This is a genomic window from Paenibacillus planticolens (assembly GCF_013141725.1).
GTDB classification, from domain to species: domain Bacteria; phylum Bacillota; class Bacilli; order Paenibacillales; family NBRC-103111; genus Paenibacillus_E; species Paenibacillus_E planticolens.
On sequence record NZ_WHNZ01000042.1, the window covers coordinates 149,163 to 170,154 of the forward strand.

Consider the following 20,992-nt stretch of genomic DNA (forward strand, 5'->3'; position numbering starts at 1 on the left):
TTAAAGAGCATTAATAATTAATGCCATTAATAATTACTACTGGAGGCCCTACATAATGAAAGCAAAACCTAAGAAAAATAACTCGATGGGACAATATTCGGAGCTGTTGAGCCGCTATTTGTTTCCTCAGAAAGGTACGCTCGCTTTACTAACGCTGCTTTTATTCGCTTCAATTGGATTACAGCTCGTCAATCCGCAAATTATTCGTTATTTTATCGATCAAGCCCAAGCCGGCAGTGCGATGCAGCCGCTGATTACAGCCGCCATATTCTTTATTGGTTTCTCGCTAGTACAGCAGCTTGTTTCCGTTATAGCGACCTATTACAGTGAAAATGTCGGATGGAAAACGACGAATAAGTTGCGTGTTGATTTAGCGGCGCACTGCCTGTCGCTCGATATGTCCTTTCATAAGTCGCATACGTCAGGCTCACTTATTGAACGTGTAGATGGCGATGTGAATGCACTGGCGAATTTCTTCTCCAGTATGATCATTCATCTGTTCGGTAATTTGCTCCTTATGACAGGCATTATTGTTTTATTATTCCGGGAGAACTGGATCATTGGAGCGGGGATGGCTTTTTTTGTCGTTTTTGCTGTTTTTATGATCCAGTGGATCCGCAAATTCGCTGTCCCCGTATGGGCGGGCTGGCGGCAGGCCAACGCGGAGTTTTATGGTTTTATCGGCGAGCATTTGGAAGGGACGGAAGATATTCGCGCCAATGGAGCGGTCGGTTTCGTCATGAATCGCTTCTATACGATGCTTAGAAAGATGCTTCCTTTGCGTGTTAAAGCGTTTCTTGGCTTCTGCGCAATGTGGAACATGTCGATATTCGTTTTTGCGCTGGGCAACGCTCTGGCTTTTGGAATCAGCGCCTATCTGTGGTACAGCCAGAACATCTCGCTCGGTACGGTGTATTTGATTTTCTTTTACACGGAGCTGCTGGCAAAACCTATCGAGAAAATTCGCACACAGATGGAAGATTTGCAGAAAGCCGATGCAAGTATTTCGCGTATTCGGGAATTGTTCGCCATTCAATCCGAGATTAAGGATGGGCCAGGCGCGTCGCTGCCGAAAGGACCGCTTAGCGTTGAATTCCGCGATGTTACGTTCAGTTACGATGGAGATCAACCTACGCTGAAAGGTGTAGAGCTAAGCTTAAAGCCAGGGGAGGTCCTCGGCTTGCTTGGTCGAACTGGCAGCGGGAAGTCCACGATGGCGAGGCTTTTGCTGCGGTTTTATGATCCGCAAAGTGGTACAATTGCGCTCGGCGGAACGGATATTCGCAGCTTTAAGCTGGCGGATCTTCGCAAACGTGTAGCGCTTGTGACGCAAAATATCGAAATTATGCAGGGAACCATTCGGGATAATTTGACCTTTTATGATGAGTCGATCACCGATACAGAAATCGTTGATGTTTTGACAGAGCTTGGACTTGGCTCATGGTATGAGTCAATGCCGGAAGGTTTGGTCACGATGTTGGCCTCCGGGGGAGGCAGTCTGTCGGCAGGCGAAGCCCAATTGTTGGCGTTCGCACGCGTCTTTTTAACAAAACCTGACCTCGTCATTATGGATGAAGCTTCCTCGCGGCTTGATCCGCTGACCGAACAAAGGATTGAGAAGGCGGTTTCCAAGTTGTTGACGGAAAGATCCTGCATCATGATCGCACACCGGTTAGCCACGGTGCAGCGCGCGGATCATATCCTTATTTTGGATAACGGGCAAGTGATGGAAACGGGGAGAAGAGAGCAGCTGGCCGCAGATCCAAATTCCAGATTCAGCCAATTACTTGCTACTGGTCTTGAGGAGGTATTGGTATGAATACGTTTCAATATTTGTGGCGGCTTATTATGTACCGCCGTTTGCGTTATTTTGTAAATGCGTTAGCATGGACGGTTATTTATTTGGCTCCGATTGCCCCAGGCTTAATTACGAAACAGTTTTTTGATTCCTTGACAGGACATTCCAGTCTCGGCTATGGGGTCTGGGGATTAATCGCACTGCTCATTGCTGCCGCATTAGGGCGAATCTGTCTTATTATTATCGGATTTATTACGGATGTTCATTTCCGCTTCCGAATGGGCATGCTGCTGCGAAGAAACTTGCTTGAGCATGTCTTAAAGCAGCCGGGAGCACAAGCCATTCCGGTATCGCCGGGGGAAGCGATCAGTCATTTCCGGGACGATGTGGATCAATCCGAGGAGGCCGCAAGCTGGTCAGTCGATGTGTTTGGCTTGACTTGTTTTGCAATCGTGTCCGGTTTTATTTTGATTCGCATTGATGCTCAGATGACGCTGCTCGTTTTTCTGCCGATCGTACTAGTCATAACGGCTGCGCAGTTAGCGACGGTTCGTCTTCAGAAATATCGCGCGGCGAGCAGAGAAGCAACGTCCAAAGTGACAGGAGAAATCAGCGAAATGTTCGGCAATGTGCAGGCCATTCAGGTGGCTGGTGCCGAGAAACGCGTCATTGAGCGTTTCCGCAGTTTCGGTGATAACCGCAGGAAAGCGATGTTGAAAGATCGTTTAATGTCGGAGCTGCTGGATTCGGTGTTTTCCAACTCTGTGAATTTGGGAACCGGGCTCATTTTGCTGCTGGCAGGTACGAAAATGAGAGCCGGCGATTTCACGGTCGGAGACTTCGCGCTTTTCGTTTACTATTTGACCTTCGTGACGCAATTTATTACGAATGTCGGCAAGTTTATTACGTATTTTAAGCAGATGAGCGTATCCTTGGAAAGGTTAACGTTACTTTTGCAGGGAGCTTCGGCAAAGGTTCTAACGATGGTTAATTCGCTGCATTTGAAGCAAAAAGGCAAGGGCCGGGAAGCCGGACGGAAGGAAACTGGGGAGCGAGGCTTGAGTGTGGTTGAGCAGAGTGTGAGTGGAGCGGTTGGCGGTATGAGCAGAGTGGAGGAGAGCGAGAGTGGAGCGAAGGGGAGCATGCGCAGAACGGAGCAACCCACAAATGACGTGCAGAGGGGCGAGGCTGCCTTGCGGCGGCTTGATGTGAATGGGCTGAGTTATGCTTATGGGGATACAGGCAGAGGCATTTCGGACATTCACTTCAGCTTGCAAAGGGGATCGTTCACCGTTGTAACGGGAACAATTGGTTCCGGCAAGACCACGCTAGTTCGCTCACTCCTTGGGCTGCTGCCCAAAGGGGAGGGAACGATCGCGTGGAACGGTGTGCCCGTCGAAGACCCGGGCACGTTCTTTACTCCGCCGCGGAGTGCTTACACCGCGCAAGTGCCGCGGTTGTACAGCGATACGCTGCGCAACAATATTTTGCTCGGGCAAGCGGAGCAAAACGACACCTTGCGTGAGGCGCTGCACGCGGCGGTGCTGGAGTACGACGTCGCGCAGCTGCCTGACGGGCTCGACACCGTCATCGGCCCGCGCGGGGTGAAACTCTCCGGCGGCCAAGCGCAGCGGACGGCTGCAGCGCGCATGCTCGTGCGCGACGCCGAGCTGTACGTCTTCGACGACTTGTCGAGCGCACTCGACGTCGAAACGGAACAGAAGCTCTGGGAGCGGATGTTCCAGCGTCGAAGAGATGCGACGTGTTTAGTCGTCTCGCACCGCAAAACAGCGCTGACGCGGGCGGATCACATCATCGTCATGAAGGATGGCCGCGTCGAAGCTGAGGGCACTTCAGAGGAACTGCTGAAGCGGAGCGCAACGTTCCGTGAACTTTGGTACGGCGACGAGCGGAAGTCAGAGTAAATAAATAGAGGGAGCCAAAAGGGCTTCCTCTTTGTTTTTAATTTAGGCGGACTCCCTCGCCAAGGTTAAGCATGTTTTACAGCGTTAACGCAGCCAGATGGCCCATCCCGCATAAGTTAACGATGAAAAACAACGTTTCGTTGCACTCTGCGTTTAGCGAGGTATGTGATTTCACGTGAGACGATCATTTTGGACGTCTCACGGTGAAACTACTCGATAAACGCTGCCGAAAAGGCCTTTTTGCCCTTCTCACCATTAAGGGCAACCACCATCACGCTCTCTATTTCGGATATTTTCGAGCATTTGGAGGAAATTACTGGTAGACAAACGAATAGTTGATTGTAGCAGTATGAGGAGGAAAAGCGCATATGCCAATAGACAAAAAACAAACCTATCATGTCCTGGCCAGAGGCATTATTTTGAGCGGGGACTTCCTGTTAGTTGCACGTTGCATCGGAATGGATCATACTTTCCTTCCTGGCGGACACGTTGAGTTCCATGAAGGTATACGAGCTTCGCTGGCAAGAGAAATCAAAGAAGAGCTTGGTTTAGCGAGTGAAGTGAAGACTTACATTGGAGCTGTTGAAGCTGAGTTTGATCTGGAGGATGTGTATCATCAAGAGATAAACCATCTATTTCTTGCAGACGTCCCCGCCATAAACCATCAGCAAAATCCAGAGTCGATAGAAAAACATCTCGAATTTTACTGGATACCGCTGAATGAAATGGAAGCACATAATCTGCAACCATATCCGGTAAGGACGGTTATAACCCAATATGTTTATGAGGGGTTAGGGCCATATTTTGAGAGTACTTTTCAGTAAATTGGATGGGAGAGATGGAGGCACTTATGCAGATACAGATCAGAACGGAAGAAAAAAAGGATCATCAGGCCGTATATGACCTGAATGTCGCAGCATTTGGAAACAGAGAGGATGAAGCTCAATTAGTTGAGCGCGTTCGGTCTTCACAAGGTTCTATACCTGAACTCTCCATTGTTGCGGAAATGAACGATCAAATTGTCGGACACGTTTTATTAAGTAAAGCCAAAATAATAGATAGCAAAGAAGAGCACGATGTTATTGTACTAGCCCCCAATAGCTGTAATTCCTAACTATCAAAAACAAAGCGTAGGTTCCCAGCTAATTCGCGAAGGAATCCGCAGAACAAGAGATTTAGGATACGGAGCTATTTTGCTGATCGGTCATCCGAGCTATTATCCCAAGTTTGGATTTATGCCGGCAAGAAATTATGGTTTTGGGCTGAAACAATTTCAAGTGCCGGATGATGTTTTTATGGTATGCGAAGTTGTAGAGTGCTATTTGCAGAATAAGCGCGGGGAGCTTCAGTATCCCGATTCTTTTTTTAGCTGAGTTATTTTCTGTCAAAAAGGAGAGGTTGCTCCATGCTAAAAGCCATTATTTTTGATCTGGATGGGACGCTGCTCGATCGACAGGCATCCCTGGAAGCTTTTGTGAAACATCAGCATTCTCGTATGGTTGAGCTTCAAAGCATTGACAAATACAAGTATGTGAACAGATTCATTGAATTGGACCAGAGAGGATATGTATGGAAGGACAAGGTGTATCAGCAGCTCACACAGGAATTCGGTCTGGCTATGGATACTGTACTCGTATCTGAAATAGAAGGACTGCGAAAGCCAGATCCAGAGATTTTTTTAAGAGCCTTAAATAACTTGGGTGTTCAGCCAAATGAAGCTGCGTATATCGGGGATCATCCGGAGAACGACGTAGGCGCTAGCCGTAGGGTAGGGATGAAAGGCATTTGGAAGAAAGACGCCTATTTTGAAGGTGATTTCGAGCGGGATCATACGATCGGGGATTTGATAGAACTCAAGGAGTATGTGCAGAAGTTCGCCTAATATAGTGAATCAGCAAAGGAGGAGAGTTTATGAAATCGGAGAAAATCGTAGGACTTACGGCTTCTGCAGGTTTTCAAATCGGTGTTAGAAGGACGATTCCTATCAGCCAAGGGAAGGCATGGGAGGTGCTGATTTTGCCGCAGGGCCGTAAACTTTGGTTGGGGGATCTTGCAGAAGAAATGACTTTCGAAAAAGGGAGCGCGTACTGTACGGCGGATGGGCTTAAAGGGGTTGTTCGCGTAGTTAAACCATACGAGCAGCTTCGCCTCACATGGCAGCCGGCTGCTTGGCCAGAAGCTTCAACCTTGCAAATTCGTCTGCTGCCTGCCGGCTCTCCCGGCAAAACGACGATCTCCTTTCATCAAGAAAAACTGGACAGTTTGCAGCGCAGAGAAGAGATGAAGGTGCACTGGGAAGCCGTCATTAGCGGCCTGCAGGAGCTTGCTCACCAATGACCATGACGAATACGCTCATTCTTGTTTTTATTTTGACGATGATTATTCATACGGCTGAAACATTGTCCTACTCCATTCGGTTTGCCGGGGTGCAGGTGAACAAGCTGGCCGTGGCGCTCTCCTTAGTTGGCATCGTGGTGCTCGTTTCGCGTACAGCAAATTTAATTCAGGCCCCGATGACGGCTAAATTCGTTGATTTTGCCAAGGCCGAGCCAACCTTTGATTTAGAAAGATATTTTCGGATTTCCTTATTCGCCTCCTCTATCGGAACATTGATTGCCATTGCTTTATTTCCTTCTTTTATCAATCTCAGTGTTCGCGTCATCGCCCGTTTGGAAGTGGCAGGATCTATCCCGAAGCTCATTTCAAGCGTGACCGTAGAACAGCTGAAACAAACCAAAAAATATTTGAAAAAGCCCAAATTCAAGCTGAGCCAATTCCGCTATCTCGGTGTCTCCAAACGGTTCTTGGTCATCAATATATTGGTGACAGCCTTTTACTCCGTTGGGGTGCTGTCATCACTGTATGCGGCACATTTGTTGCCTGAGTTTGCAACTACCGCTTCCCAGGCATCGGGCCTTATCAACGGGATCGCGACGATTTTGCTCACGATTTTCATCGATCCACAGCTGGGTCTTATTACCGATAAAGCGCTGCAGGATGAATCCCAGCGCAGGCAGCTAGGGAAAATTTACGCGCTGCTCATGACATCGCGTTTTCTGGGCACCTTGTTGGCGCAAGTGTTTCTTATCCCTTCGGCGCATTTTATCGGCTGGATCGTGAAATGGATCTTCTAATTCTTTCAATTCCTTTCTTTCAGGTGAGCAGCTTGTTATAATAGCTATTATCATAGTAGCGCAGCTAGAAACGGAGTCTTGGGATGAAGAAGTTTAAAAAGTTTTATATTGAAATTACAAGCGTATGCAATCTGGCTTGTACTTTTTGCCCGCAAACGAAGCGGCAAGCCAATTTTATAAAGATAGATACATTTACGAATATTCTTGATCAAATCAAACCGCATACGGATCATATCTATTTGCATGTTAAAGGGGAGCCCTTACTGCATCCGAAGATCGACGAGCTGCTCGATTTGAGCCACGAGAAAGGCTTTAAGGTCAATATTACAACCAACGGCACGTTGATTAACAAAAATCGGCACAAGCTATTGGATAAGCCGGCGCTTCGGCAAATGAATTTCTCCCTGCACAGTTTTGACGGTCATGAGGGTTCTGAGGATAAAGAAGGCTACGTGATGAGCATTTTGAAGTTTGCTAAAGAAATCGTAGCAAAGTCGAATGTGATCATCTCTTTCCGTCTATGGAACCTCACGATGGACAATCAAACGAATCAGGAGCGGCAGCGAAATCGCGAAGTGCTGACCATGCTGGAGAAAGAGTTCGAGCTTGATTACAAAATCGATGAGGAATTTGTACGCGGCAGCGGTGTAAAACTGGCAGAACGCGTCTATCTGAATCAGGACCATGAATTTCAATGGCCGGATTTGAAAGCTCAAGAGATCGAAGGGCCCGGCTTCTGTCACGCGCTGCGGAATCAAGCGGGTATTCTGGTTGACGGCACGGTCATCCCTTGCTGTCTTGACGGGGAAGGCGTCATTAATTTGGGCAACATTAACCACACGCCTTTCTCTGAGATTGTGGAAGGGGAACGGGCGAACCGCTTGTTCGAGGGCTTCTCCAGAAGGGAAGTTGTTGAAGAGCTGTGCCGCAAATGCGGGTACCGAGAACGTTTCAGCATGTAAGTTAGGTTTAAAGAATGAAAGGCTTCTTCATGCCAGCTGGCTCAGCAGGGTGCAAGAAGCTTTTTTTGTTATTTGTTTTTGCTTTTACAACCGCTTAGTGAGATAATAGAAGTTTGATTTGATACTTATTGTTGGGGGCTCGGAACGTGGGACGGTATCCATTTGATTATGATCATTCACAGCCATTCATGCAGCAGGTTTCTGACTGGATCGCTGATTTATTTTATGAAGTTTTACCGGAGGCCGGCTTTGAGGTACGCGATGAACAAATCTACATGGCGTTTCAACTGGAGCGGGCTTTTGCCGAAAAACAGACGATTTTTGCGGAAGCCGGCGTAGGGACCGGAAAGACGCTTGTTTACTTGCTGTATGCGATTTGTTACTCGCGTTTTACGAAGAAACCGGCCATTATCGCTTGTGCGGATGAATCGTTGATCGAACAGTTGGTCAAGCCCGGCGGCGATATTGACAAAATAACGCGGCACTTGGATCTTGTGATCGATGCGCGGCTTGCCAAATCCCCGGACCAGTACGTCTGTCTTCAGAAGCTGGATGAAGCCCGGTTTGGGCACGAGGATACCGGTTTATACCGGGATTTGCACGCCGGTCTCCCTGACTTCGTCCATACGAGGGAAGCTTTGCAATCCTTTTATGCATATGGAGATCGTAAAGACTACCCGAACCTGAACGATGAGCAGTGGTACCGCGTAAGCTGGGATGCGTATCAGGATTGTTTTGTCTGTGATAAAAGGCACCGCTGCGGGCAAACGCTTTCCCGGGAATCGTACCGGAAATCAGCGGATCTCATCATCTGTTCGCATGATTTCTACATGGAGCATGTATGGACCTACGAGGGCCGCAAGCGGGAAGGCCAGCTTCCTTTGCTGCCGGAACACTGCGCGGTTGTTTTCGACGAGGGACATTTAATGGAGTCGGCAGCGCAAAAAGCACTGACCTACAAGCTGAAGCATACCGTTTTTGAAGAATTAGTGGTGCGTTTGTTAAAAGGGGAAGTGCGGGAGACGTTAGCCGTCTGTATCGATCAGGCGATCGAGCAAAGCGAGTTGATGTTCGAGGTGCTGGAAAGCTGCTGCCAACCGATTTTGGGCTCGGACCGCAAGCAAATAGTGATGAACGAACGGCTTCTGCGTGAAATTCACCGGCTGTGTGATATTTTATCGCAGATCGAAGAGGAGCTTGTCTTTGAAAGTGAGATGTTCACTTTGAACGACTACCAGCTTAAGATTGTCGAGGAACATCTGGAAATGATGCAAAAGGCGCTGGCCTTGTTCCGCCACGATCAAGCCTTCATTTGTTGGGCAACGGAAAGTATAACGGGTCTCAGTTTGGTGATCATGCCAAGAACGGTGAAAGAAGTGCTCAGAGAGCAAGTATTTTCGGCTAAAATGCCAATCGTGTTCTCATCAGCTACGCTATCCGTCGAGGGAACCTTTGATTATGTGGCGGACAGTTTGGGACTGGACAAGTACCTATCCTTTTCCGTGGACTCACCCTATGACTATGCAGAGCGGATGGAAGTGATCGCTCCGAAATGGCCTGCAGGCGGGACTTTCCAGGAGAAGCTGGAAACAGCCGTTAAACTACTACAAAGAACGGAAGGGCGCGCTCTGATTCTGTTCCCGACGCATGAGGAGCTTCGGCGGTTTAAGCGGGAGATTCAGCAGCGAACCGATTGCGCAAAGCTGCGGTTTCTATTTGAAGGAGATCAAGAAATCAGTCATCTCATCGCTTCTTTCCAGGGGGATGAACATAGCGTGCTAGCCGCTGTAAGCCTATGGGAAGGACTTGACGTACCGGGTCCGTCGTTGTCGAACGTGATCGTTTGGGCGCTGCCGTTCCCTCCGCAGGATCCTGTGTTTATGGCGAAACGGCAAGCGGCCGCAGATCCTTACGAGGAAGTTGACATTCCGTACATGCTGTTAAGGCTGAGACAAGGGATTGGCCGCTTAATCCGCACGCGGGAAGATAGCGGGATTATCGCGATCTTCAGCGAGGAGATGCACACGAATGAAGGTCTTCGCGAGCATATCGCCGGCGTACTGCCATCAGGAGTAGTGTTAAAGCACGATCTGTAAGTTTAAGGTTTAGGTGAACCAAATGTCGCGAAATCGCACCCACCCGAGAGAATCAAACGAAATGCCGCGGATCGACGGGTGATAGGCCGTTTTGAGATGCTTCCGATAAAGAAAAAGCAAACTATAGCGCTGCTTGAGCCGTGTTTCTAACTGCTCGAGCAGCGTTATTCTGCGTTTCGGGTCGATTTCATCGCGCAAAAGCCGCAGGCTGTCTTCGAGAAGCTTGTGTACTTCGGGCGCCGCATGCTGCTGCATGCTTTTGTACATGTCGTAAAGCCGCAGTTCGCGGTGTTCATCAATCATGATGGCGAACAGTACTAAATCAGCCGACATTCGAAGCTCGCCTTTGAATTGTTCCGCCGGGATGAGCATGATTTGGAGCGTTATGCCGGATAAGGCGTACATGTTTTGCAGTAGAAGCGCATCCTTTTCATATTGCGGGATGGTCGCAAGTTTCAAAGGTTCCCCTTTGTAACCGGCGGCTTGGAGGAGCTGCTTTACATAGGTTGTTTGATCAGGTAATTGTGCAGGCGCTTTGTGATCGGATACTGACAGTGGGAAGAAAGAATTGGCCGCCTCAATCACATCGCCGGACAACTGCTCTAGCAAATAAGCTTGATCCAGGGCCAACTGAAGAGCCTCTCGCATGAGAGGGTTTCTTAACGGACCTTCTTTTATTTCATTCACCGTCATGAACTTGGTCGTCATCCCCGATTGTCGAACTTGCTGCCAGCGCCGGGCTTCCATATCCGAAATGCGAACATTGTGCATGACTTGAAACGGCTGCTGAAGATCGGATACATGAATTTGTTCGTTCTCTGGCAGCGTCCACACTTCGACGCGATCCAAGAACCCCCTGCCTTGAAAATAAGCTGGAAATGCTTCCAAATTCCAAATCCCGTGTTCATGCCCGGCTAAACGAAAAGGACCTGTTCCGACAGGGGCGGTACCCATCCAGCCTCCGAATGCTTCACACGCATCTTCTGGAACAATAACGGCCCGATTCGTACTCAAAAAGCCCAAAAACAATTCATTGCGCTCCGTCAGCTGGATGCGAACCGTTGTTTCATCGAGGCAGTCGATATTTGTGATTGCCGCGTAAGCCCAACTGTACAGTCCGCGGGGAGCTAAGCGCTGAAGACGCTGCAGCGCATATTTGACATCACTGGCATGCATCTCACGGCCATGATGAAAGCGCACGCCTTTACGGAGATAGAACGTCCAGGCCGTTCTCGACTCGTCCACATCCCAGGCATGCGCCAAATGAGGAATGATGTGCTCGCCTTTGGCATCCATCCGCACGAGTCCGTCAAAAAGCTGATTAACTAAATGCGATTCCCCGGCATAATGGATTGCAGCAGGATCCAACGAATGGATAGTCTGTGTGAGAGGAAACCGCAGGACATCGGTTCTTCTCTGGCCTTGCAGCTCGGAATGAAACCCAAACTGACCCGATAGCCACTCTTGGAATTGCTCCCGCAGCTGAGCGGGATGCTCGGGTGCTTGCAGCAGCTCCAAGGCGGATTTTAAATCTTGCTTAGCCACATATTCCTTCGCCTCATCCAGCAGCATTTGCTCTTTGCGCATGAGAAAAAGCAGGGTCGAGCGATTCCCGCGGCCCTTTTTGGGGTGCCAGGCGAGCCATTCCTCCTGCTGCATTCGCTTTAATAGAAGCACCATATTGCGGTGCGTACAGTCCAAATGTGCCGCCAGCTCTTCGAGCGTCGTTTCCAGGGGAAACTCTTCGTGGACATGTGGAAAAGCGTTTCGAAGTGTTAAATAATGCTTGCGAATTTTCACCCAAAGCCCTCCGGCATAAAATATGAAATTATCAAAATTAAACTTACACTTTTTGTTCTTGTTTTACAGGTTACAATAAAAGGTAGGAATTATCAATTCCTAGTAGCTTCTGCAAATGGCTTATCAAAGGAGAGAAGTTCAATGAGAGATCCGGCTCCATGGCAAAAAAAGTATAGCTTCATGCTTTTGTATGCTTGTTTATTCGGATTGTTGGTGCAATATTTATTTCTCGGCCGACCGGCAGGTATTTCAGTTTTACTTAGCGTGGGTGGCTTCTATGGCCTATATTTTTATTCGATAAAAGGAAGACTGGGCGGGTTTGAGCCATGGAAAGGGCAGAGCACGGCCGGTTGGCTGCTGATGGTGCCTGTGGCATTACTAGCGTTGACCTATGCCGTGTTCGCGAACAGCTTGTTTCATACGCTTAATGGGCTAGCCTTACCGCTCTGCATCGTGATGCAAACGATTGTCTTATCCAGGAACAGCAAGCATGCTTGGTACCATGCGACCTTCCTGCAAGATATGGCCAGGCATGTTATCAGCAGGCCGATTGCTCATCTCCCCGTGCCATTCGGCATGATCAAGGCGTGGCTGCCGAGCCGGGAGAGCGGTAAAGAATCGACTTGGGGAAGAGTCGGTAAAGTCTTGGCAGGACTTTTGCTGGCAGCGCCTATTTTGTTTATTGTAATCGGTTTGTTGGCGTCAGCCGACAGTATTTTTTCATCCTGGGTCACGCGAATTCCTGAGTGGTTCAGCGGGATATCCATGGGGGACGGGGTTGCCCGTACGATTCTTGCGGTCTGTACGGCTGTATACACCTTTTGCTATATGTGGGGAATGTTGTTTCCAAAAGTCGTCGAAGCCGCTCACCCTTTTGATCGTCCAAAAGATGAAACTGCTGGAGTAAACCGTAATAAGGTTCAGCTGGATCCGATCACTGCAGGAACGCTGCTCGTATGTGTGAACGTTGTGTATGTATTGTTTGCAGTTATTCAATTTTCCTATTTATTCGGAGCGACTGACGGCTTGTTGCCGGCGGGTGTGGCCTATGCCGAATACGCTCGCAGGGGCTTTGCTGAACTGGTAGTTGTCGCCTTGATTAATGTGACGCTTTTATTCCCAGGCCTGCACTGGATTCGTCAAAGCGGCCAAATGAGCGAGTCCATTCGCAAAGTTCTTCTCACGATGCTAGTTGCCTGTACGATTGTAATGCTTTTATCCGCTTACGGAAGGCTTTCGCTTTACGAAGAAGCGTATGGTTTCACGCAAACAAGATTGCTCGTGCATGGGTTCATGATTTTCCTAGGCATCTTGTTTATCCTTGCATTTTTCCGGATATGGATGGAAAAGATGTCGATGTCCAGAGCATACATAACGACGGCCATTCTTGCTTATTTGGTCATGAATTACATGAATATCGACTACCGAATTGCCATGAATAATATGGAACGCTATGAAAAAACGGGTATGATCGATCTGGATTATTTAGGCATACTCTCTACCGATGTTGTTCCTGCCTTAAAGGAGCTTCAAGCGAAGCATCCCGAACTAGACTCCGTGCAGCTAAAAATCGATCGTATTATTGGCGAGCAAGAGAACACGACGTGGCCATCCTGGAATCTATCTGGCTATCGTGCGAGAAGGTAGGGGAAATATAACAGCATAATAAGAGAGGAAGCTGCGGGATGGCATATGTTGACAAGCGAAGCAGATTGGTAAAATACAACCATACGGAATGAAGAAAGGGTTGAAAATATGCCATTTTTATCACTGACGAGCTGGAGTCTCCATCGGCTTCTAGGTCCTTTGCGTTGGACTCGATGGGATGAAACGACACGCGCTCAAATCACGGCTCCGCAGGATCAGCCGGAACATTTATCGCTGATTGAGCTGCCTAAAGTACTTGCTGCAAAAGGATTTGCCTCGTTGGAGGTGTGTCATTTTCATTTTCCTGAGACAGGCCCGGATTATTTGCAAGCATTGAAGCAATCGTTCGCGGAGGCCGGGCTGCGCTTTTATACGCTGCTTCTTGAGTATGGGGATATTTCCAGCAGCGATGAGGATCGCAGAGCTTCGGACATCGCATGGATCAAAAGGTGGATCGATATCGCATCGCTTGCCGGAGCGGAGAGAGTTCGTGTGATTGCAGGCGATGCAGAGCCATCGGATGAACAAGCGCTGGCTCGATCCGCGGAGGCGTTGCGGGAGTTAGGCCAGTATGCAGCTGCACGCGGGGTAAGAGTAGTTACTGAGAATTTCCATGCTTTAACCTCGGTAGCCGGTAACTGCCTTGCATTGTTGAAGGCTTGCGGGGATGATCTTGGGTTTACTTCGGATTATGGCAACTTTAAAGGCAGCGGCAAGTACGACGCGCTTATCCAAACGATTCCTTACAGCGAATCCATCCATGCTAAAGCACAGACGAATGAAGACGGGGTACCGGAGGAAGAAGATTTTATCCGCTGTATGGAGATTGCCAAGCAAGCCGGTTATGAAGGACCGATCACCCTAGTCTATGATGGTCCCGGCGATATGTGGGACGGGATTGAGCGTGTTCGCAAGCTTGCTGCTCCGTATATTTCGGTGAGATGACATATAATCGAATCAGCAGCAACAGCCGCGGCAGGAGCATCAAATTGTGAAAAAAGAACCGTCAGGAAAATCCTGATGGTTCTTCTTATAAAGCAATTAGTCCGTAATATTATTCATGTAATAGGCAATAATATCTTTTCGGCGAATGATACCCAGAAAAATCTGTTTATCATCGACGACAGGAACAAAGTTTTGATCGGCAGCTTTTGCCAGCATGTCCTCCATAAAGGCATCTATAGATACACATTCATTGCGAATATGCTTTTTAATGGCGCTGACCGGGATTTCATCCATATTATCGAAGCTTACGCCCGGCGTATTTTTAAGCGTCCATAACAGATCGCCCTCGGATAGGGTTCCCGCGTATTTGCCTTCGTCATCGACGATAGGAAGCGCTGTATAGTAGTGCTGCTCTAATTGTTCCATCGCATCTTTCATCGAAGAGGATGATCGGATAAAGGCAACCTTGTCTTTCGGAAAAAGAAAAGAGGCAGTTTTCATAGTCGTTATTACCTTTCTCGGAATTTTCAAAACAAAAGATTATATCTATTAAACCATATTTTTGCCTAAAAGGCTTTGAAAGTTCTTTCCATAAACCGGAGAGACATCATTATCATATACCCAAACCCTTGCGATTACTAACATTTCCAAGCCAATATGAGCGAAAAAAAATAAAGCAAGAAAAGAAAAGCCTCAGGGTATATACTTGTCTTATGGTAAATTATGCGAATTTGAACCACTGAGGGGAGTAGAACAACATGTTGAAAATTGCCATTGCCGGCACAGGCTGGTTTGCAGAAAAGCATGCAAGCTTGCTTGCTGCCCGGGAAGATGCGCAGGTTGTTGCTTTTTTGGGTTCTTCACTGCCAAAGGCGGAGAAGATTGCCCGTCAGTTTGCCGGCGCGCAAGCTTTTGACAATATTGAGCAGATGCTGGATACGAGTAAACCTGATGCTGTGTACATCAGTGTTCCGCCTCTGGCTCATGGTGAAATTGAAGAGGCGATACTCGAACGGGAGCTGCCGTTTTTGGTGGAAAAGCCGATCGGACTCGAGATGGCCGCGGTAAACCGAATTCAAGCGAAAATCGCCAGCAAGGATATCATTACTTCTGTTGGTTATCATATCCGATATACGGATACAGTGCAAAGGGCCAAAGAACTCTTGGCAACCCGCAAGGTTGGCATGGCGGTTGGCAGTTGGCTGGGGGATATGCCGGGCGTTCATTGGTGGCGCAAGCAAAATGGTTCCGGCGGTCAATTCGTTGAGCAAACGACGCACATTGTAGATCTAGTTCGCTATTTGGTTGGCGAAGTCGAAGAAGTGTATGCGGCTTATGCGCAGCGTCATATGCATACGGTGCATGACGGTGTTGAAGTCGCGGATGTCGGAGCAGTAACGCTTAAGTTAGCCGGCGGCGCGATCGCTTCGATCACGAATACGTGTATGCTGCCTTTCGGTCACCGCTCCGGTTTGGAACTGTTTACGGATAAAGGCGTTTTGGAAATTCAACAAAACCGGTGTTTAATCAACCACGAGGGAGCTTGGAAAACGGAGTATAAGAACTTATTGAATCCCTATGAGCTGGAGACAGATGCTTTCTTGCATGCGCTCAAAACGGGAGACCGGTCACGTATTTTGACGGATTACGCCGACGCAGCGGTCACGCTGCGGATTACACTCGCAGCTTTGGAGTCGTCAATCAGCGGGATGCCCGTAAAAATCGGTTAAGAATGAGAGCAAACATCGCTGAAGAGCGGTGTTTTTTCATTTACCCTTAAATTCAAAGCCTGTCAGGTATAAGCCATCCGCGTGGCGTGTATATATAAAACATGTTGTTGGAAGCGTTTACAACTTGTCCAATTTTTGGAGATGACCACTGAACTTATCCTCGGCCAAACATGCAGGAATAGCCATCATGTCGAAGGAGGGGGTCATATGGAACTGTCCTTTACGGATGAACAGCTGATGATTCGTGCGATGGTACGGGATTTTGCCAGAAATGAAGTTGAACCGACAGCTGCTGAGCGGGACGAAGAAGAACGATTTGACCGTGTATTGTTCGATAAAATGGGAGAGCTCGGTCTGACGGGAATTCCGTGGCCAGATGCGTATGGGGGGATTGGTTCTGATTTTGTAACGTATGCCATCGTCTTGGAAGAGCTTTCGAGGGTTTGTGCTTCGACCGGCGTTATGCTCTCCGTCCATACGTCGCTGGTAAGCTGGGCGATCTTTAAGTTTGGGAAGGAAGAGCAGAAGGTCAAGTTTTTGCAGCCGTTAGCTCAAGGCAAGAAGTTGGGCGCTTACAGTTTAACGGAAAGCGGCTCAGGCTCTGATGCGGCTGCCATGAAAACAACGGCGCTGAAGGACGGTGACAGCTATGTGTTAAACGGCTCCAAGCTGTTTGTCACCAACGGCGGGGAGGCGGACATCTACATTGTCTTTGCCATGACGGATACCCAAAACAAGAAGCGCGGGTGCAGCGCATTCATCGTGGAGAAGGGTGCTTCCGGCTTTATTTTCGGGCGCAAAGAGAAGAAGCTTGGCATCCGCTCTTCCCCAACGCTCGAGCTGCGGTTTGAGAACTGCCGCGTACCTGCGGAGCATCTGCTGGGAGAGGAGGGAGAAGGCTTCCGAATTGCCATGAAAAGCCTCGATGGCGGGCGAATCGGAATCGCGGCGCAAGCGCTTGGCATCGCGCAGGGGGCGCTGGATGCATCCATCGCTTACGCCAAGCAGCGCAAGCAATTTGGGAAGCCTATCGGTCAGCAGCAGGCTATCGCCTTCAAGCTCGCCGATATGGCGACGAAGATTGAAGCAGCCAGACTGCTCACCTACCAGGCAGCGTGGAAGGAAAGCAAAGGCCTGCCTTATGGGAAGGAGGCTGCGATAGCGAAGCTTTTTGCCAGCGATACGGCGGTTGGCGTCAGTATTGAAGCTGTGCAAATTTTCGGAGGCTATGGGTACACGAAGGATTATCCGGTTGAACGGTTTATGCGCGATGCCAAAGTAACGCAAATCTATGAAGGGACGAACGAAATTCAGCGTATTGTTATTTCTCGCATGCTGCTTGCAGACTAGAGGCGGCAGAAATGGAGGAAGGGAGAGCGACGAGATGAGCAGCAGCTATTACCCTGGGCTAGAAAATGTAATTGCCAGTGAGACGGCGATCTCTTATCTGGACGTTGAAAAGGAAGAAATCGTCGTTCGCGGGTACGATCTCATCGAGCTTGCGCAAAATGTCACCTATCTGGATGTTGCAGGGCTCTTGCTTGAAGGTTCGCTGCCCGATGCGGACGAACGAAATAAGCTTGAAGAAAGAATTAAATGGGAATATGGATTGCCACAGAACATTTGTTCGATTCTTCGATTGCTGCCAAAGAAAACCGACCTTATGGATGTATTGCGAACAGGGATTTCAGCCTTAGCCAGCTATGATGAGGAGCTTGAAGACCGTTCTAAGGAGGCAAATACGCGAAAAGCGATCAGATTGCTCGCGAAAGTGCCGCAGCTGTTGGCAAATGGGTATCAAGCCATTACAGAACAAGCGTTCGTAGAACCGCGTGATGATCTATCTTATACGGCTAACTTTTTGTATATGATCACAGGTCAGGTACCTTCGAAAATGGAAGAGACTATTTTCGATCAATCACTCATCGTCTATAGTGAGCACGAAATGCCGAATTCCACATTCGCCGCGCGGGTCATCGCCTCGACGCAATCTGATTTGTATGGAGCACTTACTGGCGCGGTGGCCTCATTGAAAGGCAACCTGCACGGCGGCGCCAATGAAGCGGTGATGGAGATGCTGCTCGAGGCAGGCTCCGACGAGGGACTCGAAACCTTGATGTTAAGCAAGCTGGCTCGGAAGGAACGCATTATGGGCTTTGGACATCGGGTTTATATGAAAAAAGCCGATCCGCGCGCCCTGCTCATGAAAGATGCGTTGGACGCGCTTGCGCTAGAGAAAAACCGGTCGGACCTCTACACGATGTGCGTGGTGGGGGAGGAACTCATGAAGCGGGAAAAAAATCTGCACCCGAACCTGGACTACTATGCGGCGCCTGTCTATTATTTGCTGGGCATTCCGATTGATTTGTTCACGCCTGTATTTCTCGCTGCCCGTACGATCGGCGTCAGCAGCCACGTGATGGAGCAGCACGCGCATAACCGGCTTTTCCGGCCTCGTGTGCATTACACAGGACCTCGCAATTTACATCCTTGAGCGGCTCGAAAGTATTAAGGCGGAAAGGACGAAGAGGGCATGAGCGGATTTGAGAACTTAGCCAATAAGGAGATGAACTTCGACCCCTTAATTGAGGAAATTGCCGATTATACGTTAAACGCGCACATCGAAAGCGAAGAAGCGTACCGTATCGCGCAGCATGTTTTGCTCGACTCCCTTGGCACCGGCTTGCTCGCGCTGCGTTTTCCGGAGTGCGCCAAGCATTTGGGGCCGATTGTGCCGGGAGCGAGCTTGCCGGGCGGCGTTCGTGTGCCGGGTACGCGCTATGAATTAGACCCGGTGCATGCCGCTTTTAATATCGGGTGTATGATCCGCTGGCTAGATTATAACGATACATGGCTCGCTGCCGAATGGGGGCATCCTTCCGATAATTTGGGCTGCATATTGGCACTTGCCGACTATATCAGCCGCAGCAGGGTGGCCGACGGCAAAATGCCGCTCTATGTGAAAGATATTTTATCGATGTCCATTAAAGCACATGAGATTCAAGGTGTGCTAGCACTAGAGAACAGCTTAAACCGCGTTGGCTTAGACCATGTGCATCTGGTAAAAATCGCCTCAACGTCCGTGGCGACGGCTATGCTGGGCGGAACCAAAGAGGAGGTATGCAGCGCTCTTTCCAATGCATGGATTGATGGGGCTAGTCTAAGGACTTACAGACATGCTCCGAACACAGGCTCCCGCAAGTCTTGGGCTGCCGGGGACGCAACGAGCCGAGCGGTACGCCTGGCCTTAATGGCCGTCGGCGGGGAGATGGGCTATGCCACAGCGCTTTCCGCTAAAACATGGGGTTTTCAAGATGTTTTGTACCGAGGCAAGGAGTTAACGTTAGGGCGGTCACTCGATTCCTATGTCATGGAACATATTTTGTTTAAAATCTCATTCCCTGCGGAATTTCATGCCCAGACCGCCGTGGAATGCGCGATGGATCTGCATCCGTTGATTCGTGATCGAATCTCGGAGATTGCATCTGTCACACTAACAACCCATCAATCGGCTATTCGCATTATCGATAAAAAGGGACCTTTGCATAATCCGGCCGACCGGGATCACTGCTTGCAGTATATGGTGGCTATCGGACTGCTGTTTGGGACGCTGACGGCTGAGCATTATGAAGAAAGCATCGCCAGAGATCCGCGGATTGACGCGCTGAGGGAGAAGATGGTCGTCGTCGAAGATGAGCAGTATAGCAAGGATTATTTGGACCCGGACAAACGGTCAATTGCGAATGCCGTTCAAATTCATTTTCAGGATGGCACCTCGACGGAGAAAATCGTCTGTGAATACCCGATCGGTCACCGCAGACGGCGTGCGGAAGGGCTGCCGAAGGTGATTGAGAAATTCGAGCATAATCTTTTAACCCGCTTCCCTCGAAAAAAAGCATCTGAGATCATGAATCTTACTCTTGATTATGAGCGTTTCGTTCAAACGCCTTGTCACGAGTTCATGGCGCTTTTCATTATTTGACCAATGGTTTTAAAAGGTGGCAGCAGGAGGTTCCTATGGCGTGGCTGATAGATGAAGAACCGGATCAAAGGCAGCTAGCGGCCCGTTTCCGGCAACTTGTGGAGGCGGGTCCGATTGTCAAAATTCCCGGAACGCATGACGGGATGTCGGCGCTTATTGCCAAGCAGGCTCAATTTCAAGCTATCTATCTCTCTGGGGCCGCGTATACGGCTAGCAGAGGTTTACCGGATTTAGGGCTCATTTACTCGAATGAAGTGGCTGAGCGTGCCCGTGAACTGGTTCGCGCGGCAGGTCTTCCGCTGCTGGTGGACATCGACACCGGCTTCGGCGGTGTGCTGAATGCGGCACGAACGGCGAAGGAGATGGTGGAAGCCAAGGTTGCAGCCCTTCAAATCGAAGATCAGGAAATGCCGAAGAAATGCGGGCATCTGAATGGTAAAAAGCTGATTTCCGCCCAAGAAATGATGCAAAAAATTCAAGCGATCAAAGCCGCTGCTCCAACGATATACCTGATAGCTCGTACAGATGCGAAAAGTGTGGAGGGAATGGACGCTGCAATCCGCCGGGCGAAGCAATATATCGCTGCCGGAGCGGATGCCATTTTCCCGGAAGCGCTCGAGACAGAGGAGGAATTCAAAAGATTCAGCCAAGAAGTAAGCTGTCCGCTGCTGGCGAATATGACGGAGTTCGGCAAGACCCCATATTTTACGGCGCAGCAGTTTGAAAGCTGGGGATTTCGCATGGTGATTTATCCGGTGACTTCACTGCGAGTGGCTGCCAAAGCGATCGAAGAGGTTTTTGAAGAGATTCAGCAAACCGGAACTCAGAAACACTCTCTTGGCCGGATGCAAACTCGCAGCGAGCTGTACGAAACGATTCGTTATTATGAGTATGAAGATTTGGATCGGAAAATCGCCAAAACCGTTTTGCCTGAAAGGGACTAGGCCTCACTCCGAGGGAAGGAGGTGCAGCG

18 protein-coding genes are annotated in these 20,992 nt (G+C 49.2%); 16 read left to right on the forward strand and 2 right to left on the reverse strand.

Features of this window, described 5'->3' with window-relative positions; genetic code table 11:
• Window positions 1-55: 55 nt before the first annotated feature.
• The 9 genes from GC097_RS19865 to GC097_RS19905 all read left to right on the forward strand — a co-directional run bounded on the left by GC097_RS19865 (window position 56) and on the right by GC097_RS19905 (window position 9,915).
• The gene (locus tag GC097_RS19865; RefSeq protein ID WP_171685042.1) at window positions 56-1,819 is read left to right on the forward strand and encodes an ABC transporter ATP-binding protein; all 1,764 of its coding nucleotides are present in this window, start codon (window positions 56-58) and stop codon (window positions 1,817-1,819) included.
• Window positions 1,816-3,723, forward strand: coding sequence for an ABC transporter ATP-binding protein (locus tag GC097_RS19870; protein ID WP_171685043.1), 1,908 nt, complete (start codon window positions 1,816-1,818; stop codon window positions 3,721-3,723). The genes GC097_RS19865 and GC097_RS19870 overlap by 4 nt, the downstream gene beginning before the upstream one ends.
• Before the next feature lie 368 nt (window positions 3,724-4,091).
• Entirely contained in the window at window positions 4,092-4,547 is a 456-nt protein-coding gene (locus GC097_RS19875; RefSeq protein WP_171685044.1) for an NUDIX domain-containing protein, read from the forward strand.
• 26 nt (window positions 4,548-4,573) lie between these two features.
• Complete coding sequence (locus GC097_RS34410) at window positions 4,574-4,837, forward strand: GNAT family N-acetyltransferase (RefSeq protein ID WP_246294355.1); 264 nt, start codon at window positions 4,574-4,576, stop codon at window positions 4,835-4,837.
• A 291-nt stretch (window positions 4,838-5,128) separates the two neighbouring features.
• Complete coding sequence (locus GC097_RS19885; RefSeq protein WP_171685045.1) at window positions 5,129-5,605, forward strand: HAD family hydrolase; 477 nt, start codon at window positions 5,129-5,131, stop codon at window positions 5,603-5,605.
• Between the two features lie 29 nt (window positions 5,606-5,634).
• On the forward strand, window positions 5,635-6,060 hold the full coding sequence (locus GC097_RS19890) for an SRPBCC family protein (RefSeq protein WP_171685046.1): 426 nt from the start codon (window positions 5,635-5,637) through the stop codon (window positions 6,058-6,060).
• A 2-nt stretch (window positions 6,061-6,062) separates the two neighbouring features.
• Window positions 6,063-6,857, forward strand: a complete 795-nt coding sequence (locus GC097_RS19895) for a lipid II flippase Amj family protein (RefSeq protein ID WP_171685202.1) — start codon at window positions 6,063-6,065, stop codon at window positions 6,855-6,857.
• Window positions 6,858-6,940: 83 nt separating this feature from the next.
• Window positions 6,941-7,819 carry a radical SAM/SPASM domain-containing protein gene (locus GC097_RS19900; protein WP_171685047.1) on the forward strand — a complete coding sequence of 293 codons (879 nt, stop codon included), beginning with the start codon at window positions 6,941-6,943 and terminating at the stop codon, window positions 7,817-7,819.
• A 146-nt stretch (window positions 7,820-7,965) separates the two neighbouring features.
• Entirely contained in the window at window positions 7,966-9,915 is a 1,950-nt protein-coding gene (locus GC097_RS19905) for an ATP-dependent DNA helicase (protein ID WP_171685048.1), read from the forward strand.
• A gap of 9 nt (window positions 9,916-9,924) precedes the next feature.
• Here the strand turns inward: GC097_RS19905 and GC097_RS19910 are convergent, their stop codons facing one another.
• Entirely contained in the window at window positions 9,925-11,715 is a 1,791-nt protein-coding gene (locus tag GC097_RS19910; RefSeq protein WP_171685049.1) for an ABC transporter substrate-binding protein, read from the reverse strand.
• Between the two features lie 141 nt (window positions 11,716-11,856).
• Between GC097_RS19910 and GC097_RS19915 the strand changes: the two genes are divergently transcribed.
• Both GC097_RS19915 and GC097_RS19920 read left to right on the forward strand, forming a co-directional pair.
• Entirely contained in the window at window positions 11,857-13,362 is a 1,506-nt protein-coding gene (locus tag GC097_RS19915) for a DUF4153 domain-containing protein (RefSeq protein WP_171685050.1), read from the forward strand.
• 108 nt (window positions 13,363-13,470) lie between these two features.
• Entirely contained in the window at window positions 13,471-14,307 is an 837-nt protein-coding gene (locus tag GC097_RS19920; protein WP_171685051.1) for a sugar phosphate isomerase/epimerase family protein, read from the forward strand.
• Window positions 14,308-14,403: 96 nt separating this feature from the next.
• On the opposite strand, the gene GC097_RS19925 is transcribed toward GC097_RS19920, so the two are convergent.
• Window positions 14,404-14,808 carry a CBS domain-containing protein gene (locus tag GC097_RS19925; protein ID WP_171685052.1) on the reverse strand — a complete coding sequence of 135 codons (405 nt, stop codon included), beginning with the start codon at window positions 14,806-14,808 and terminating at the stop codon, window positions 14,404-14,406.
• 257 nt (window positions 14,809-15,065) lie between these two features.
• Between GC097_RS19925 and GC097_RS19930 the strand changes: the two genes are divergently transcribed.
• From GC097_RS19930 to prpB, 5 genes are all read left to right on the forward strand, one after another.
• Window positions 15,066-16,037, forward strand: a complete 972-nt coding sequence (locus GC097_RS19930) for a Gfo/Idh/MocA family protein (protein ID WP_171685053.1) — start codon at window positions 15,066-15,068, stop codon at window positions 16,035-16,037.
• A 207-nt stretch (window positions 16,038-16,244) separates the two neighbouring features.
• Window positions 16,245-17,387 carry an acyl-CoA dehydrogenase gene (locus tag GC097_RS19935; protein WP_171685054.1) on the forward strand — a complete coding sequence of 381 codons (1,143 nt, stop codon included), beginning with the start codon at window positions 16,245-16,247 and terminating at the stop codon, window positions 17,385-17,387.
• A gap of 34 nt (window positions 17,388-17,421) precedes the next feature.
• The gene (gene mmgD, locus GC097_RS19940; protein WP_171685055.1) at window positions 17,422-18,531 is read left to right on the forward strand and encodes a citrate synthase; all 1,110 of its coding nucleotides are present in this window, start codon (window positions 17,422-17,424) and stop codon (window positions 18,529-18,531) included.
• Between the two features lie 39 nt (window positions 18,532-18,570).
• Window positions 18,571-20,019 (forward strand): bifunctional 2-methylcitrate dehydratase/aconitate hydratase, encoded by a 1,449-nt coding sequence (locus GC097_RS19945; protein WP_171685056.1) that lies wholly within the window; start codon window positions 18,571-18,573, stop codon window positions 20,017-20,019.
• A gap of 35 nt (window positions 20,020-20,054) precedes the next feature.
• The gene (gene prpB / locus GC097_RS19950; RefSeq protein WP_171685057.1) at window positions 20,055-20,963 is read left to right on the forward strand and encodes a methylisocitrate lyase; all 909 of its coding nucleotides are present in this window, start codon (window positions 20,055-20,057) and stop codon (window positions 20,961-20,963) included.
• The last annotated feature ends 29 nt before the right edge of the window (window positions 20,964-20,992 follow it).